General features: G+C 73.2%; 14 protein-coding genes. 4 read left to right on the plus strand and 10 right to left on the minus strand.

What is annotated here, in order from left to right; genetic code table 11:
- The first annotated feature begins 2 nt into the window (after positions 1 to 2).
- On the plus strand, positions 3 to 2,234 hold the full coding sequence (locus CLT71_RS00415; RefSeq protein WP_101365326.1) for a glycosyltransferase: 2,232 nt from the start codon (positions 3 to 5) through the stop codon (positions 2,232 to 2,234).
- Positions 2,235 to 2,437: 203 nt separating this feature from the next.
- On the opposite strand, the gene CLT71_RS00420 is transcribed toward CLT71_RS00415, so the two are convergent.
- Both CLT71_RS00420 and CLT71_RS00425 read right to left on the minus strand, forming a co-directional pair.
- Entirely contained in the window at positions 2,438 to 2,980 is a 543-nt protein-coding gene (locus CLT71_RS00420) for an acyltransferase (protein WP_101365327.1), read from the minus strand.
- Between the two features lie 44 nt (positions 2,981 to 3,024).
- On the minus strand, positions 3,025 to 4,650 hold the full coding sequence (locus CLT71_RS00425) for a hypothetical protein (protein ID WP_101365328.1): 1,626 nt from the start codon (positions 4,648 to 4,650) through the stop codon (positions 3,025 to 3,027).
- A 191-nt stretch (positions 4,651 to 4,841) separates the two neighbouring features.
- Between CLT71_RS00425 and CLT71_RS00435 the strand changes: the two genes are divergently transcribed.
- Positions 4,842 to 5,897 carry a phosphatase domain-containing protein gene (locus CLT71_RS00435; RefSeq protein ID WP_101365329.1) on the plus strand — a complete coding sequence of 352 codons (1,056 nt, stop codon included), beginning with the start codon at positions 4,842 to 4,844 and terminating at the stop codon, positions 5,895 to 5,897.
- Between the two features lie 86 nt (positions 5,898 to 5,983).
- Here CLT71_RS00435 and CLT71_RS00440 read toward each other — a convergent pair whose 3' ends face one another.
- Positions 5,984 to 6,337: a metalloregulator ArsR/SmtB family transcription factor gene (locus tag CLT71_RS00440; RefSeq protein ID WP_101365330.1), complete on the minus strand. Its 354-nt coding sequence runs from the start codon at positions 6,335 to 6,337 to the stop codon at positions 5,984 to 5,986.
- 143 nt (positions 6,338 to 6,480) lie between these two features.
- Here CLT71_RS00440 and CLT71_RS00445 point away from each other — a divergent pair, with 143 nt between their 5' ends.
- Positions 6,481 to 7,332, plus strand: coding sequence for a PhzF family phenazine biosynthesis protein (locus CLT71_RS00445; RefSeq protein ID WP_101365331.1), 852 nt, complete (start codon positions 6,481 to 6,483; stop codon positions 7,330 to 7,332).
- A 74-nt stretch (positions 7,333 to 7,406) separates the two neighbouring features.
- Here the strand turns inward: CLT71_RS00445 and CLT71_RS00450 are convergent, their stop codons facing one another.
- The 3 genes from CLT71_RS00450 to CLT71_RS00460 all read right to left on the minus strand — a co-directional run bounded on the left by CLT71_RS00450 (position 7,407) and on the right by CLT71_RS00460 (position 10,519).
- A complete protein-coding gene (locus CLT71_RS00450; RefSeq protein WP_486482956.1) occupies positions 7,407 to 9,068 on the minus strand; it encodes a thiamine pyrophosphate-binding protein in 1,662 nt (553 codons plus the stop codon).
- A 19-nt stretch (positions 9,069 to 9,087) separates the two neighbouring features.
- Positions 9,088 to 9,849: a cyclase family protein gene (locus CLT71_RS00455; protein WP_101365332.1), complete on the minus strand. Its 762-nt coding sequence runs from the start codon at positions 9,847 to 9,849 to the stop codon at positions 9,088 to 9,090.
- 148 nt (positions 9,850 to 9,997) lie between these two features.
- Positions 9,998 to 10,519 (minus strand): hypothetical protein, encoded by a 522-nt coding sequence (locus CLT71_RS00460; protein WP_101365333.1) that lies wholly within the window; start codon positions 10,517 to 10,519, stop codon positions 9,998 to 10,000.
- A gap of 147 nt (positions 10,520 to 10,666) precedes the next feature.
- Here CLT71_RS00460 and CLT71_RS00465 point away from each other — a divergent pair, with 147 nt between their 5' ends.
- Positions 10,667 to 12,031 (plus strand): MFS transporter, encoded by a 1,365-nt coding sequence (locus tag CLT71_RS00465; RefSeq protein WP_101365334.1) that lies wholly within the window; start codon positions 10,667 to 10,669, stop codon positions 12,029 to 12,031.
- Positions 12,032 to 12,115: 84 nt separating this feature from the next.
- Here CLT71_RS00465 and CLT71_RS00470 read toward each other — a convergent pair whose 3' ends face one another.
- From CLT71_RS00470 to CLT71_RS00485, 4 genes are read right to left on the minus strand one after another with little or no spacing between them, the layout of a single operon-like run.
- Complete coding sequence (locus tag CLT71_RS00470) at positions 12,116 to 13,666, minus strand: AMP-binding protein (protein WP_158242133.1); 1,551 nt, start codon at positions 13,664 to 13,666, stop codon at positions 12,116 to 12,118.
- A complete protein-coding gene (locus tag CLT71_RS00475; RefSeq protein WP_101365336.1) occupies positions 13,663 to 14,979 on the minus strand; it encodes a condensation domain-containing protein in 1,317 nt (438 codons plus the stop codon). Before CLT71_RS00475 ends, CLT71_RS00470 begins: the two co-directional genes overlap by 4 nt.
- Positions 14,976 to 16,259 (minus strand): cytochrome P450, encoded by a 1,284-nt coding sequence (locus tag CLT71_RS00480; protein WP_199187453.1) that lies wholly within the window; start codon positions 16,257 to 16,259, stop codon positions 14,976 to 14,978. Before CLT71_RS00480 ends, CLT71_RS00475 begins: the two co-directional genes overlap by 4 nt.
- Positions 16,256 to 16,648 carry a phosphopantetheine-binding protein gene (locus CLT71_RS00485; protein WP_101365337.1) on the minus strand — a complete coding sequence of 131 codons (393 nt, stop codon included), beginning with the start codon at positions 16,646 to 16,648 and terminating at the stop codon, positions 16,256 to 16,258. The genes CLT71_RS00480 and CLT71_RS00485 overlap by 4 nt, the downstream gene beginning before the upstream one ends.
- Positions 16,649 to 16,650 lie beyond the last annotated feature (2 nt).

Raw genomic sequence — 16,650 nt, forward strand, 5'->3', positions numbered from 1 at the left:
CGATGACCTACTCGAACGTCCTCTATGTCGCACTGGGCAAGGAGCGGGTCCGGGCCGCGCGTTGGCACGTCGACCGGCTGGCCGAGGGCGGCGCCCGGGTCACGCTCGTGGTGCCGAACCATCCACAGTGGAAGAAGCTGGAGCCGCCGGCCGGGGTGACCGTGCGCCGGCTCGGCGCGACGGAGCCGCGTGCGGCGCTGCGGGCGGCCCGCCGGCTGCTGCTCGGCCGGGGCGGTCCGCTGCGCGACGCCGACCTGCTGGTGGTCGGCGACCCGCAGGCGTTGCCGCTGGCCTGGGCCGCGCTGCGCCGCCGCCCCGACCTGGCCGTCCGGCTGGAGCCGGCCGACGAGCCGGAGCGGCGTACCGGGCTCACCGATCTTGCGGTGATCACCCCCTGGTACCCCTCGCCCGAGGACCCCGACTCCGAGTTCGTCCCGTCGGCGCTGGGCGCGGTCGACCCGTCGGTCGAGCGGGTCTCGGTGCTGCACACCGAGGAGTGGCCGTACCCGCCGCAGTCGGCGATCGCGCCGCACATCGACGTGGTGGTCGACCGCTTCGGTCCGAAGTGGAGCCTCCCGGTGGTGACGGACACGCCCCGGGGCGAGCTGACCCGGGTCGCGGTGCCGAACCCGGTTTCGTCGCGGGCCTTCGCCGAACAGGCCGAGGCGAACCTGCGGGCGCTGCGGGCCGCGCTGCCCACCGGGCGGGTCGAGGCGCCGCTGGTGCACGCGTACGGCGGGCTCGCCGGTGGGCTGCCGGCCGTCCGGCTGGCCCGGCCCGATGCCCGGGTCGTCGTCTCCGAACAGTCCGAACGCCTCTCCGACCTGCTCGCCCAGCCGGCGGCGAAGAAGCTCTACGCCGAGATGCTGGGCCGGGCGGCGGCACTGCTCTGCGTCAACCCGCAACTGCGCGCCCTGGTCGCCGCCCAGTTCCCGCAGTACGCGGAGAAGCTGCACGTCCTGCCCTACCCGGTGGACGGTGACCGGTTCCCGCTCCGGCCGACCCCGCCGGGCAACCTGCTCCGCTGGCTGCACGTCGGGGAGTTGGCGGACGAGCGGGCCGTCCGGGCCCTGCTGGCCGGCTTCGCCCGCAGCGTGGGCGCGGAACCGGAGGGGACCCTCACCGTGGTCGGCGCGGGGGCGATGGCCGGGGCGGTCCGGGCGCGCGCCCGCGACCTGGACATCGCCGGCAGGGTGACGCTCCGGCCCGGCGTGCCGGCCGAGGAGTACCCGGCGCTGCTGCACGCCCACGACCTGCTGGTGCACCTGGGCCGGCACGAGACCTTCAGCACCGTCGTCGCGGCGGCGGTCGTCACCGGGCTGCCGGTCTTCGCCACCCGCAGCCCGGGTGCCGAGGACGTCCTCAGCGGTGTCGAGCCGGCCGCCGGGCTCCTGGTCGACCTGACCAACGACCCGAAGGTGGTCGTCGAGGGCTTCCGGGAACTGCGGGAACGGCTCGGCACGCTCAACCCGGCGGCGGCGCGTACCGCCGTGCTGGCCCGGTACGGCCGCCAGGCGGTCGCGGCGGCGCTTCGGGGACACTACGGGCTGGATCCGGAGGGCCTGGATCCGCAGCCGGTTCCGGACTCGCCGGCAGCCGTCGCGGAGCCCGTCGGTGCCGGGGCGGCGGCGGTGGGCGGGAGCCGATCGGGACAGCTCCCGGTGCCGGTCGCCGGGGACGCCGACCGGGTCGTCATGGTGGCGATCAGCGCCGGAAACGTACGCCGGAGCAAGGCCTTCGCCCACTCGGTGGTGGCCCGGGGCATGCAGGTCGACCTGATCACCGCCGATCCGGGCGCGGCGAACCGGGTGGGGCTGGGACAGAGCGTCCGGATCCATCCGCTGGCCGCGCACGAGGAGCGCCGCCCGCTGCTCCGGGCGGAGAAGCTGCTGCTCCGGCAGGCACCGGGCAAGATCCTTTCGGTGGCCCGGAGCCGGACCCGCCGGATGTCGGCGCTCCGGCCGGAGCTGACCGTGGCGGTCGCGCAGTGGGCACACAACCGGGCGGCGGGCGCTTTCCACCAGAAGGTGTTCAACCGGGGCTACCAGGTGTTCCGCCCGCTGGTGCTGTGGCGGATCGCCCGGCGCCAGGCGGTGCCCAAGCTCGACCTGGGGCGTACCCGGCGGGTGGTGGTCTCCGGCGTCGACGGCGTGACCATCGGCTGGAAGCTGGCCCGCCGGCATCCGAAGCTCCCGGTCACCACCTCGCTGGCCTGGGCGGACGACGAGAGCTAGTCGGCGCGGCCGCCACCGGACCGCGTGCCCGGCGGGGGACCGCCATACCCAGCGGGCGTGATGCCACCAGGTCACCAGGGTGACCCGGTGGCATCACGCCCGGAGGACTGTTCACTCCCAAAGGACTGGTCACGCCCGGAGGGCTGTTCACGTCCGGCGGACCGTGTCCCGTCCGGCGGACCGTGTCCCGTCCGGCGGACCGACTACAGATCCGGCGGCGGGTTCTCCCGGTCCCGGGAGACGACCTGGCCCTTGGCGTCGACCCAGCCGAGCGGGCGGGCCGGGTTGCCGGCGACCAACTGGTGCGGCTTGACGTCCCTGGTCACCACCGAGCCGGCGGCGATCATCGCGTTCTCGCCGATCTCGACTCCGCAGATGATCGTGGCGTTCGCGCCGATCGAGGCGCCCCTGCGGACCAGGGTCGGGGTGATCTGCCAGTCCGGGTTCTGCGCCCGCGGCCGGAGGTCGTTGGTGAACACCGCGCAGGGGCCGACGAAGACCTCGTCCTCGATCGTCACGCCCTGGTAGACGGAGACGTTGTTCTGGATCTTCACCAGGTCGCCGACCACGACGTTCGCGTCCACGTAGACGTTCCGGCCGATCACGCAGTTCGCACCCACCTGGGCGGTGGAGCGGACGTGGGCGAGATGCCAGACCTTGGTCCCGTCGCCGATCCGCGCGCCCTCGTCGACCTCGGCCGATGGGTGCACGAAGACCGTGTCGGGGAGGGCGGGAGGCTCGTTCATCGCTTGAGTCACGGCTTCGCAGGATACGGGATTCCTCCCGTCGGTCAGCCCGGGGGACGCAGCGTCGACTCCGGCAGGTAGACGGTGTGCCGCCCGACCCGGGTGACCCGGGCCGGGACGCCGGAGTCGCGCAGGTGAGCCTGGAACGCGGCGTCCGCGGGCGCGCCGGCCTCGAAGACGAAGCCCGGCCGGTCGGCGGCGCGGACCCGCCTCGGGTACGCCGGATAGCGGTCCTGCCCCGGCCGCAGGTTCTCGCCGAGCACCGCACAGGCGACCCGTTCCCGGGTGACGAACACCAGCCGGTTGCAGGTCCAGTACTCGGCGTACACCGCGCTCACCCCGGCCCGCTCAAGGGTGCTGGCGAGTTGTCGCTGCTGCCGCTCCTCGGCCCGGATGGTGCCGATCTCCCCGAGCAGGTGTCCGGTGGTGCCGAGCAGCAGCACCACCAGCAGGGCGAGCACTGCGGTCCCGACGATCCCGGCCAGCCGGGTCAGCCGCCCGGCGGTGTGCCGCCCCGCCTGACGGGCGACGAGCCAGAGCGGCCAGAGTACGGCGGGCAGGGATATCTGCAGGATCGACAGGTACCGGGCGCTGGCCAGCGGTGCACTGCCGGCGAGCGAGCTGCGGGCGTACGCCGCCACGGTGAGCGCGGCGCCGAGCACCAGGGCGAGCTGGGCGGCGTACCCGGTGCGGGCTTCCCGGAGCCCGCCGCCGGCCCGGACGAGTCCGACCACCGCAAGCGCCCCGGCGGCGAGCAGCAGCGCCAGGTAGAGCACACCCCAGGACATCTCGACGGCGTCACAGCCCTCCGGCCGGCAGATCCCGGTGGCGAGCGGGATGCCGACCAGCAGCGCGCCGTGCAGCCGGGCGGTACCCGGGGTCGCCTCCGCCTCGCCCTCGCTGACCTGTCGCAGTACGGAGATCGAGTCCTGCCCGGCCGGTGCGGTGAGGTTGTCCACCACCAGTGGCGCGACCCCGAGCAGGAACCCGGCGACCAGTACGGCACCGGCCGGCCCGAGCAGCTTCCGCCAGGAGCCGACCAGCAGGACGCCGAACGCGACCACCAGGTAGGGCAGGACCAGCCAGTCGTCCCAGACGCAGAGCCCGGTGACCAGGCCGAAGAGCCCGAAGAGGCCGAGGGTCGGCAACCGCCCCCGGTCCGGTTGCCGGGCCAGGGCGAGTGCGATCAGCAGCAGCCCCAGCACGGCGGGCTTGACCTCCGGCCGCCCGCCGACGGCGGTGATCTGGTCCCGGATCACCCGCTCACCGCCGAGCGCGAGTACCCCGACGGTGAAGGTGGCCAGCCAGGGGGAGTAGAGCCGCCGGGTGAGCCGGTACGACAGGTAGACGAAGGCGGCGTACAGGAACAGCAGGGGTATCCGCAGCGGAATCCAGCCGGCACCGAAGAGCAGGAAGAGCGGGGCGGCGAGATAGCTCTGCACGGTACCCATGTAGTGCTGGCCGTAGAGGAAGACCGGCAGTTCGCGGCCGTCGGCGATGTGCAGCGCGGCGAGCCCGAAGGTGGCCTCGTCGCTGTTGGAGCCGGGCACGGTGAGCAGGACCAGCGCCAGCCGGTAGCCCAGGCCGAGCAGGCCGAGACCGAGCGCCACCGCGCCCGGCCGGTCGAGTGCTCGCCCCGGCCGCGCCGCGCGCGGCACCGCCACCGACACCCCCGCGCCCCCGTCTCCGTCCCGCCTCGAAGTTTCGCACGGCGCCCCGGGCCGGCGTTCGGGATCCGCGCAGGTCAGGGCACTTCCACCCGGTCCGGGGGTACGGCCCGGGGAGCCGGACCGGAAGCTTCCCGGTGGCATAGTTGATCTGTCTCGTAGCCGGACCGGGTGTGCTGTGGCAGGGTGGCTAGGTGTCGCTGATACCCGCCGGTCCGGCGCCCGTGTCCCGGCTGCACCGTGCGGCCCGGATCGAGGACGCGGTGCACCAGTTCATCGAGCGTCGCCTGGGACAGGGCGGATGGGATGTCACGATCATCCCGTACGCCGGCTACGGCGCCCCGGGCTGGATCCGGGTGCTCGGCCGGGTGCTGCTGACCCGGTTACGCGGTCGCCCTCAGCGCCGGCCGGAGAAGGTGCGCGGGTGGCGTAGCTTCGCCACCCTGCCGGTGCAGAACGCGCCGGTGGTGATCGAGGCCGGTGGCCGCCGACACGAGGCCTGTTCCGACCGGAGCGGCTTCATCGACCTTGTCGTCGAGGCCGACCTGGCGCCCGGCTGGCAGAGCGTACGCCTGACCAGTGCCGGTGCCGAGCCGGTCGACGCGCCGGTCCGGATCGTCGACCCGGAGCTGCGGATCGGGGTCCTCTCCGACATCGACGACACGGTGATGGTGACCGCGCTGCCCCGGCCGCTGCTGGCCGCCTGGAACACCTTCGTGCTCGACGAGCACGCCCGGATGGCCGTACCCGGGATGGCGGTGCTCTACGAGCGCCTCGTCAACGCGCATCCGGGCGCCCCGGTGCTCTACCTCTCCACAGGTGCCTGGAACGTGGCGCCGACGCTGACCCGGTTCCTCTCCCGGCACCTCTATCCGGCCGGTCCGTTGCTGCTGACCAACTGGGGCCCGACGGCTGACCGCTGGTTCCGCAGCGGCCGGGAGCACAAGCGGGCCGCCCTGGCCCGGCTGGTCCGGGAGTTCCCGGAGATCCGGTGGTTGCTGATCGGCGACGACGGCCAGCACGACCAGGAAATCTACGCCGAGTTCGCCGCCGAGCACCCGGACAACGTGGCGGGGGTGCTGATCCGCAGGCTCTCCCCGACCCAGGCGGTGCTGGCCGGTGGGTTTCCGGCCCCGGCCGGTGGCGCCGACGGCGGTACCCCGGCGGCGGGCCTGCTCGGGGAGCGGTGGTTCTGCGCGCCGGACGGTGCCGGACTGTGGCGACTGCTGCGCGAGGCGAACCTGGTCTGAGACCGACCTGGTCTGAGAGCGACCTCGGCTGAGACGAGCCTGGTCTGGGATGGGCCTCGGCTGAGACCGACATCGGCGGGGCCGCGTCAGCCCTCCTCGGGTGGCTCCTCCGTCCGGCGGCGTTCCCGCCTGCCCCGGGTGATCTCGGTGTCGAGGGAGTCCAGCCGCTGGGTCCAGAAGCCCCGGTAGCGTTCCAGCCACCTGTCGATCTCCTGGAGCGGGCTGGGGTCCACCGCGTAGAGTCGCCGGGTGCCGGCGGCGCGTACGGTGGTGAATCCGTTCTCCCGGAGTACCCGCAGGTGTTGCGAGACGCCCGGCTGGGAGATCCCGAACTCCTCCTGGACCACCGCGCTCACCTCGCCCGCCGAGCGCTCGCCGTCGGCGAGCAGTTCCAGGATCCGCCGTCGGACGGGATCGCCGAGTACGTCGAACGCGTGCACGCCGCCACCCTTTCAGCGTCCGCTTATATAACTCAAGTCTAACGGATCCCCGGAACCGGTCCGGACGACCTTACCGGCCGGCGGCGGGAGTCCGGCCGACAGCCGGAGCCGACGGATCAATCCGGTACTGGTAGACATTGGCGATGCGGCTCCGCCTGATCCAGCTCGACGCCTTCGCCGACCGGGTCTTCCAGGGGAACCCGGCGGCCGTGATGCCCCTGCCCGGCTGGCTGCCGGACTCCGTCCTGCAAGCTCTCGCCGAGGAGAACAACCTCTCCGAGACCGCCTTCTACACCGCCCAACTGCCCGCAGACGCCGACCCGCCGCCCGGTGACGACCCGAGCTACCACCTGCGCTGGTTCACCCCGGCGGTCGAGGTGGACCTCTGCGGGCACGCCACCCTGGCCACCGCCGGGCAACTCTTCGACGACGTGCATCCGGACGCGTCACGCCTGCTCTTCTGGACCCGCAGCGGCTGGCTCCCGGCGCGGCGGGCCGACCGGGAGGACGAACTGGAGCTGGACTTCCCGGCCGGACGGCTGCGCGCCGTCTCGGACGACGATGAAGAGTGCGCCACCGCCGCGGCCGCGCTCGGCATCGAGCCCGAGCACCGGTTCCGGGACACCGACCTGGTCTACGTGGTCCGCAGTGCCGCCGAGGTCCGGGCGGTCACCGCGGACTTCACCACCCTGGCCCGGCTGCCGGTACGCGGCGCGGTCGTCACCGCCCCCGGCGACACCGAGGGCGTCGACTTCGTCAGCCGGTGGTTCGGGGCCGGGGCGGGTGCCTTCGAGGACCCGGTGACCGGTTCCGCGCACAGCCAGATCGCGCCGTACTGGGCACAACGGCTCGGCCGGTCGACGTTGACCGCCCGGCAGCTCTCCGCCCGGGGCGGCACCGTGCACTGCGTGGTCGACGGCGACCGGGTACGCCTGCGCGGCACCTACCGCCGCTATCTCGACGGCACCGCCACCATCCCGGACCCGGGCGACTGACCTACCGACGGGACCGGGGCGACTGACCTGCCGGCGGGACCTGGGGAGGGCGGGTGCCCAGCCGTTCACCCGGATCAGTGGCCCCGGAAGGCCTCCTCCAGCCACCACGCGCCGCGCTCGCTGGTGATCTTCGCGTCGAGCACCAGCGGCCGGTCGCGCGGGCCGGCCAGCCAGTCCCGTACCGGGGCGAGGTCGTCGATCCCGCGTACCGTCGCCGCGGCGCAGCCGTACCCCCGGGCGATCGAGGCGAGGTCGGTGTCGGGGAACCGGACCAGGTCCAGCGGGTGACCGTCCGGGCCGAAGTGGTGCACCTCGGCGCCGTACGCCGCGTCGTCGTAGACCACCACCAGCAGGGGCAGGCCGAGCCGGGTCGCGGTGAGGAGTTCGACCGCCGACATCGTGAACCCGCCGTCGCCGAGCGCCGCCACGGTGAGCCGGTCCGGTCGGGCGACGGCGGCACCGAGCGCACTGGACAGCCCCAACCCGACGGACTGGAACGCCTGGGTGAAGCAGAACCCGACCACGTCCGGTACGGAGAGGAACATCGACGGGTAGCCCATGAAGTTGCCGGAGTCGACCACCACGGTCCGCTCGGCCGGCAGCAGGTCGTCCAGGGCGATCGTCAAGGTGCGGGGGTCGATCCGACCGTCGACGCTCTCGTCCGAATAGGGCACGTCCCGCCAGCGCCCCTCGGCGGCGATCCGCCGACGCAACTGCGCTGTGCGCTGGGTGCCGACCGGCCGGCCGACACCAGGCTCGTTCTCCAGCCAGCGCAGTGTGTAGCGGGCGACCCGGGCCACGTCTCCGCTGACGTGCCGGTCGATCCGGGGGTGCAGGTCGGCGCCGATCGGCAACTCGTCGACCTGGACCACGGTGGCCGACGGGGAGATCAGCCGGCCGTGCCGGGTCGTCCACATGTTCAGCGTGCTGCCCCAGGCGACCACCAGGTCGGCCTCGGCGATGAGTTCGGCGGCGAGCGGGGTGGCGAAGCCGCCGGAGACGTCCAGATACCAGGGGTCGCCGGCGAAGAGTCCCTTGGCGGCGGCCGAGACCGCCAGCAGCGCGGCGCACTCGTCGGCCAGCCGGACCAGCGGTTCCCGGGCGCCCCGGGCACCCCGGCCGGCCACGAAGACCGGCCGCCGGGCGGCGGTCAACGCGTCGACCAGCGGCTCGACGTCGGGTACCCAGTGGGCGGGGGCGTTCCCCCGCTCGACCGGGCCGGTCCACGGCGCCACCTCCCGGGCCTGCACGTCCAGCGGCAACCCCAGCAGCACCGTCGTGCCCGAGGCCGCCAACCGGTAGGCGTGGCTGACGTCCACCTCGACGTGCTCCGGGCGTACCCGTTGGTAGCGGATGTCGAGCGCGCTGGCGGTGTGCGGCAGGTCGATGAAGAAGTTGGACCTCGGCTCGGTCGCCTCGGGAGCGAGTACCAGCATCGGGGTCCGGCTCTTGGCCGCCTCGACGATCCCGGTCAGCGCGTTGGTGACCCCCGGCCCCTGGTGCACCGAGAGCACTCCGACCTCGCCCGAGGTACGCGCGTAGCCGTCCGCCATGCTCGCCGCGCCACCCTCGTGCGCCGCGGCCACGAACCGGGCCCCGCCGGCCACCAGCGCGTTGGTGACGTGGAAGTTGCCGCTGCCGATCACCCCGAAGACGTGCCGCACCCCGTGCGCGGCGAGCACCCGCCCGACCACCTCGGCGACCCGCATGCCGTCCACCCGTCCCGTCGCCAGCATCCGCTCCCGCTGCCGTCCGCTACCGCTCGACCAGGGCGAGTACCCGGCACGGGCTGCCCGAGCCGCCCACGATCGGCAGCGGGCCGGCGAGCACCACCGCGCCGGTCGGCGGGAGCCGCTCCAGGTTGCGCAGCTGGGTGAGACCGTACTTGTCCGCGCCGAGCAGGAACGAGTGGCAGGGGAACGGCGGGTCGAACGAGTGTGCGGCTCCGGCGTCGGTGCCGACCGTCTCGACCCCGACACCCTGCACCGGGGACTCCTCGGCGAGCCATTTCGCGCAGGCGGGGGAGATGCCCGGGGTACGGCCGGCGTTGGCGTACCGCGCCGCGTCGTCGCCGTACGCGTCCCAACCGGTCCGGTAGAGCAGCCAGCCGCCGGCCGGCAGCGGGCCGTGCTCCGCCTCCCAGGCCCGGACGTGCTCCACCTCCAGCAGGAAGTCGGGGTCGGCGGCGGCCTCGGCGGTGTGGTCGAGCACCACCGCCGGGGCGATCAGCCGGGCCGGCGGTACCTGGGAGACGTCGTCGCCGTGCTGGCCGCTGACCCAGTGCACCGGCGCGTCGAAGTGCGTGCCGGTGTGCTCCCCGGTGGTGAAGTTGTTCCAGTACCAGGCCGGGCCGCGCTCGTCGTAGCGGCTGATCTCGCTCAGCGCGAACGGGACGGTCTGGCCGAACGGCTCGGGGAGGTTGAGGATCGGCGTCTGCGCCGAGAGCGGGGCGGTGAGGTCCACGACCTCGACCCGGCCGGTGGCGAGGGCGGCAACAAGATCTTGCAGCACGGTCATGGCGAGAACCTACCGGAGTTTCCGCCGAAACCGACCCGCGCGATCGGTCAGGAGTTGCGCCCCGTCCGGTGACCGGGACGAGGGCGGCGGGGCGCTTCTGGGGCGCCGTCCGGCTGGCGGTACGGCGCCCCGGGCGGGCCCGGCCGGGTCAGCTCCAGTGCAACGAGTAGACCTGGGGCGTTCCGCAGTAGCTCGCCGGTGTCGGCACAGGTGTCGGGCCGTTCGTCGTCGCGGCCCGGCAGACCTGGACGACGAGGGTGTCGACGCCGGTGCCGGGTTCCCGGGGACCGAGCCGGAAGTCGTACTTCCTGATGTCGTTGTCCACCCTCGTCGTGCTCTCGGCGACGGGGCGGCCGTTGCCGTAGGCGTAGAAGGTGACGAAGCTGAAGAGGCCGTCGTCCCGGCAGACCGGGCCGGGATCGCGCTCGTAGGGGCGGTCGGCGATGGTGCCGGCGACGGTCACCGAGCCGAGCCCGGGAGGTGCGGAGAACGGAAAGAACTCCAGGGTTCCCTCGGCGAGGCCGTACCGGCAACTGTCGCCACTGTCGGCGGCGAACGGTTGCGGGGCGAGGTCGGTGCCGGTACCGGCCCGGGCGGGACCGGCCAGGGCGGTGAGGGTGAGCAGGGCGGTGGCGAGTACGACCGCCGATCGGCGGATCGGTCGCGGCATGGCGTACCTCCTGAATGACGGTGCGGTGGCGGCGTCAGACATTGTCACATGTCTATCTAGCGTTGCGGAGAGTCGCGCCGGGATGGTCGTCCGGTAGTCATTCGGCCGGGTTGACCTCAACCAAACTCGAGATCCGATGCTGTGCAGATGACCGCCACCCCGGACCGCGCCACCCCGGACCGAGCCCCCAGCGACCGCGCCATCGGCGACCGCGCCACGACGGCCGCCGGCCGTCCGGGTCGCGCTGCCCCAGCGCCCGTCGACGGTACGACGTCGAGCCCGCCGAAGGGTCCACTCTGGGTACTCCTGCTCGCCTCCACCCTCACCGTGCTGGCCGGTGCGGTGCTGGCGCCGGTGGTCGAACTGCTCCGCTCGGACCTCGGGATCAGTGCGGGCGCGGCCGGACTGGTGTTGACCGCGCACGGGCTCTCGCTGGCCCTGGTCGGCCCCCTGGTCGGCCGGGCGGTCGACCGGTGGGGCGTGCCCGGACCGCTCGCCGCCGGACTCGTCGTCTACGGGGTGGCCGGGGGTGCGGGCCTGCTGCTCGACGACTACGTGTGGCTGATCGTCAGCCGCCTGGTCTTCGGGATCGGCGCCGCCGCCGTCTTCACCGGCACCACCCTCGGCCTGCTCGACCTGGCGGCGGGATCGGCGGCCCGGGACCGGGTGATGGGCTGGCGCACCAGTGCGATCAGTCTCGGCGGGGTGCTCTGGCCGCTGCTCGGCGGTGCCCTGGGCACGATCTCCTGGCACGCGCCGTTCGGCGTCTACCTGGTCGGCGTACCGCTCGGCCTGCTGTCCCTGCGACTGCTGTCCACATCAGACGCCCGTCGGCCGCTGCGACCCACCCCGGAACCGTCCGCCGGGAACGCCGGCGTGACCCGGCCGGCGCCGACCGGTGGGGCGGGAGCCCGCCCCGAGCCGCTGCTGCGGGGGCGCCCGCGACTGCTCGGCAGCTACGCGCTCCAGGCGGTCACCACCGCGCTGCTCTACGTCGTACTTGTGTTCCTGCCGCCCCGCCTCGCCGAGATCGGTCTGCGGGACAGCTTCCGGGTCGCGGTCTTCGGCGCGCTGCTATCCCTGGTGATGAGCCTGACCGGACTCCGGTTCGCCCCGGTCCGGGCCCGACTCGGCTCGTCGGGGCTGCTGCTGCTCGCCTTCGGCGCCTGGACGGTGGCGCTGGTGATCCTCGCGGTCAGCCCGGCACAGTTCCCACTGCTGGCCGGATCCGCCGTCTTCGGCTTCGGCATGGGACTGGCGGTGCCGGCCCTGACCGTGCTGACCGCCGAACACGCCCCGGCCGGGCGACGTGGTGAGGCGATGGCGCTGCTCGGTACGGCCACCTTCGCCAGCCAGTTCGGCACGCCACTGCTGTTCGGACCGGTCGAGGCGGCCACCTCGCCGAGCGGGGTCTTCCTGGCCGCCGCCGTCCTGGCCGCGCTGACCCTGCTGACGCTGTTGCTCACCGGGCGCCGCCTCGATGCGGGGCCGGAGCGGGAAACGCCGGTGTAGCTCGGTCGTGGTGCTCCGGCGATCCACTCACCATGCCGGGCATCCTGCTCGACGGCCCACCCCCCGCTCCTTCGATGATCGCTTTCAGATCGCGAGCACCGAGGCGGCGCGCCGGTCCAACTCGCCATGGTCCACCTTGCCGTTCGGCAGCATGGGCAGGGTCGAGACGGCCTCGAACCGGGCCGGCAGCGCCGCGGCCGGCAGTCGGGTGAGCATCGACGCCCGGATCCGGGAGGCGTTCGGGATCGCGTCCGTCACCAGAAACCCCACCACCCGGGGGTGTACGCCCGCCGTCGCCACGCCCACCGCCACCGGGACCCTGGCCGCCTCAGCCAGCACCTGCTCGATCTCCACCCGCTCCACCCGTACGCCGCCGAGCTTGAGTTGGTCGTCGACGCGACCGTGGAAGGTGAGCAACCCGTCGGGGTCGACGGCGACGAGGTCCCCGGTGCGGTAGAGCCACTCGTCGCCGATCCGGCGGAACGGGGAGTCGTCCGGATCCGGCTCCGGTGCGCTGGGCCGGGCCACCCCCGGCCCACCGACGTACAACTCACCGACCTGCCCGGGGCGGGTGGGGCCGCCGGCGGAGTCCCGCACGTACAGCCGGGCTCCCGGTATCGGGACACCGATCGGCACGGAGGGCCGGTTGGCATCGGCCGGACCGCAGGCGTGCACGGTGCACCAGACCGTGCACTCGGTCGGTCCGTACTCGTTGTAGAGCCGGGTCCGGGGCAGCGCCGCCAGATGCTCTCCCACCAGCGCGGGCGGGCAGGACTCGCCGGCGACGATCGCCGTCGACAGCGATTCCAGCTCTGCGGCGAGTCCTCCGCGCAGGGCCGCCCGGTACAGGCCGGGCACCATGAGCAGGTGGGACGGGGGCCAGCGCCGGGCCGCGCGGCGGACGGCGACCAGGTCGGCGGGACGGCTGGCCGGGATGACCAGATGCCCGCCAGCGGCGAGTGTCCAGTAGATCCCCGCGACCGAGCTGTCGAAGGAGATCGACGAACAGAGCAGGTACGCCCGGACGGGCTCCTGGTAGTAGACCAACCGAGCGGCCGTGGAATAGGCCAACGCCGCCGCCGACACGCTCACCCCCTTGGGAACCCCTGTGGAGCCGCTCGTGAAACAGGTGTAGGCAGCCTCCGCGCGCAGCGCCGGCGGCGCGGCTCCGGGCGCCCGTACCGTTGTCCCGGACCCGGGGAGCGAGGCCGCCGCCGGTTGCGTGACCTGCTCCACCTCCAGCCGGGGTAGCCCTTCCAGCCCGAGCGGAAGCCCCGGCTCGACCACCGCCAACCGGGCTCCGGCGGCCGCCGCGATCAGCCGCTGCCGGGTCACCGGGAAGGCCGCGTCGACGGCGACGTAGCGCAGACCCGCCCGTAGCGCGCCGAGCATGCCGACCACCGCCCAGCGGGACATCAGCGCGTGGATGACCACGCAGTCCCCGGCCCGCATCCCATGCTCGTGCAGTGCCCTGGCGAGGGCGGCGGAGCGCTCGGCCAACTCGCGGTACGTCCACGTCGCCTCCTGGTCGCTCACCGCCGGGAGGTCGGCGTCGAACCACGGCTCGAGCAGATCGAGGATGTGTGGCGGGGGCGTCACCGTCGTACCGACCAGTTGCGGCTCCCAACCACTCACCGGTTGTCCGCCAGCCGGTCGACCTGGCGCAGGTAGCCGTCGACCCGCTCCGCCACCCAGTCACCGTCGAACAGCAGGGGATCGTAGCCGACGTGGCCGGTGACCGGGCCCGCCCCGACGAGGCGCCACAGCAGCGCTGTCGGGATCAGCGGCATCGCCAACGGGACGGCGTCCAGCGGCGCCAGCCCGATGGCAGGCTCGTCCACCAGCGGACGCAGCGGTGGCGGCGGCACGTACTGGAAGAACGGCAGCACCCGGTCCCGGCCGCGAAGCGCGGTGGCGAGTTCCGGCGTCTGCCGCAGCACCGGCATCAGCGGGATGTCGTTGACGTACGCCTCCCGGCAGGTGGCGTCGACCCGGCGCAGCAACTCCTGCCCATCCGGGCGCTCGGAGAGGTCCAGACGAATCGCGAGCATGTTGAACAGGCATCCCACGGTGTCCCGCTCCGCCGGGGTACGTCCGGCGGTGAGCACCGGCACGATCGCCTCACCGTCGGTCTCCGGAAAGAACTCGGCGACGAACGCGGTGAGCAGCAGGGTGAACGGCGTGGTTCGCCGACGCCGGGCAGCGTCCGCGACGCGCCCCCAGAGGTCGTGGTCGATGGCGAACGACACCGTGGCCGTCTCCTTTGTGGACGACTGGCCGGGGGTTTCCGCCGGCCGCCGGTTCACCGGTGACACCGGCAGGCCCAGCTCGGCGACCCCACGCAGACGGTCCCGCCAGTAGGGGACCAGCCGGGCGATCCGCGCCTGCCACTGTGCGGAGTGATCGTCGTCGGCGATGTCGACGTACTGCATGACCGTGGTGTCCAACGGGTCGAGCCCGCGCATCCGGTGGGTGTAGGCCGCGACCAGATCGCGGGCGAGCACCGGCAACGACCACTCGTCGACCGCGATCCGGTGGGCGACGAGCACCAGCACCCCGCCGTGCACCGGATACCGTCCCAGGTAGGCCCGGAGTCGTGGCACCGTGTTGATCGGATGCTCCATCCGGGCGACCGACGCCACGAATCGCTGCGGTGGGTCGTCGGGGTCGAGATCGGTCACCGTCAGCGTGCTCGGCTCCGGCGCCCGCACCTGCTGGTACCGCCGGGCGCCGTCGTCGACGACGACCGTCCGCAGCGCGCCGTGCCGGGCAACGACATCGTCGAGCGCGGTGCGCAGTATCGCGATGTCCACCGGGCCGATGACCCGGTGTGCCGCGACCAGCACCGATCGAGGCCCGCGTATCCGCCCCGGGCTCCAGCGCTCCAACTCGTCGAGGAGTTCCTGGGCATAGGTCAGGGGTGACCCGGACACTTCGGTAACGCTCATCGTTCGTCCCTCCGACGAGGCCGTCCGAGCAGGGGAAGTCGTTGGTAACCGCTGAGGAAGGTGGACCGCACGCGTACGGGCTCGCCGTCGGGGGTCAGTGACTCGAAGGTGTCGAACAGTTCGCTGAAGCACAGCCGCAGCGCTAGCCGGGCCAGGTGGGAGCCGAGACAGTAGTGCGGACCGGTACCGAACGCGAGGTGCCGGTTGGGCGCGCGCCGCACGTCGAACCGGTCCGGCCGGGCGAAGACCGCCGGATCGCGGTTCGCCGATCCCAACCAGGCGACGACGGCCTCACCGGTGCCGACGGTCACCCCGGACAGCTCGACCGGCTGGCGGGCCACCCGCATGAAGTGACTGGCCGGGGACGCCCAGCGCAGTGCCTCCTCAACGCCGCTGGTGAGCAGGTCGGGACGGCCTGCCCAGGCGGCGTACCGGCCGGTGCCGGCAAGGTGCGCCAGCGCCGCCGTGGGTACGTGCGGGAGGGTGACGCTGGCGCCCAGCAGCAGGCTGTAACAGTTGGCCACCACGGCTCCACGTCCCAACCGCCGACCGTCGACCTCCATCCTGAGCAACAGGCTCACCAGGTCGTCACCGCCCTGCCGAGCCCGCTGACGGGCGAGGTCGGAGAAGTAGGCGAAGAGTTCACGGTGGCCACGTCGTAACGTCGCCTCGGCTCCCTCGGGAAGCTGGTAGGTCGGGTCGTCCTCGGCGGTGCACATGCCGGCCAGCCGGGTCAGCCTGGGCCAGTCCGCGGCGGGCACCCCGAGCAGCGGCCCCACCACCGCGAGCGGCAGCCCGGCGAGCATCGTCGCGGCGTCGAACGACTCGTCCCCGGCGTGGTCGGCGATGAGCGCACGGACCCCGGCCCGCACCTGCGGCACGTAGCTGCGGGCGGACGAGAGATTCATGGCCCGCTGCACCGGCAGCCGCATCCGGCTGTGCCTGGGCGGATCGGTGGCCGCCATCTGTTGCCCGGCGGCCGGATCGCGGCGACCCAGCAGGTTGAGCAGGGTGCCGCGTTCGGAGGTGAAGTGGGTGTGATCGGCGAGTACCCGGTTCACGTCGGCGTACCTGGTGACCGACCAGAAGCCGTCCGCCGTGCCGGCGTCGGCCACGGGTTGCCAGTGCACCGGCCGGTGCCGGCGGAGTCGGTCCCACACCTCGTAACGCTTGTCGCTGGCCAGCAACGCCGGGTCGGCCAGGTCGATCCGGGACAGCTCCGCCGGGTCGGGACGCGTGCAGTGGGCCAGGGCGGAGCCATCGCCCGGGGAAACGCTCACTCGTCGACCAGCGGGGAGGCCGGCAGCGCCGCGCCGACGGTGGACGCGACCGGTGAGCCACCGAGGGCGGAGATCGGTGCCGGCAGCTGCGCCGGGACCGGCGGCAGGAGTTCCCGTACGGCGTCGGCCAGCTCGGCGACGGTGGGCGCGATGAACAGGGTGGCCACGTCCGCCTCGACCCCGAGCGCTTGGTCGATGTCGAGTTGCAGTTCGGCGGCGAGCAGGGAGTCCCCACCGAGCTGGAAGAAGTCATCGTGGCGGCTGATCGGCCAGACGTTGAGCCTGGCACCCCACAGCTGTGCCAGCCGCTGCTCCAGCTCGCCGTCGGGTGGCACGTACGGCGACGGCATACCCAGCTGGTCACGGGACACGACGGTGGTCAAGGACACCT

The sequence above is a fragment of the Plantactinospora sp. CNZ320 genome (assembly GCF_002846275.1).

Bases quoted from the DNA above. Each gene is read 5' to 3' on its own strand.
- CLT71_RS00415 (WP_101365326.1), top strand. From the start codon at position 3: ATGACCTACTCGAACGTCCTCTATGTCGCACTGGGCAAGGAGCGGGTC.
- CLT71_RS00460 (WP_101365333.1), bottom strand. From the start codon at position 10,519: ATGCCGCGACCGATCCGCCGATCGGCGGTCGTACTCGCCACCGCCCTG.
- CLT71_RS00455 (WP_101365332.1), bottom strand. From the start codon at position 9,849: ATGACCGTGCTGCAAGATCTTGTTGCCGCCCTCGCCACCGGCCGGGTC.
- CLT71_RS00465 (WP_101365334.1), top strand. From the start codon at position 10,667: ATGACCGCCACCCCGGACCGCGCCACCCCGGACCGAGCCCCCAGCGAC.
- CLT71_RS00420 (WP_101365327.1), bottom strand. From the start codon at position 2,980: ATGAACGAGCCTCCCGCCCTCCCCGACACGGTCTTCGTGCACCCATCG.
- CLT71_RS00445 (WP_101365331.1), top strand. From the start codon at position 6,481: ATGCGGCTCCGCCTGATCCAGCTCGACGCCTTCGCCGACCGGGTCTTC.
- CLT71_RS00475 (WP_101365336.1), bottom strand. From the start codon at position 14,979: ATGAGCGTTACCGAAGTGTCCGGGTCACCCCTGACCTATGCCCAGGAA.
- CLT71_RS00450 (WP_486482956.1), bottom strand. From the start codon at position 9,068: ATGCTGGCGACGGGACGGGTGGACGGCATGCGGGTCGCCGAGGTGGTC.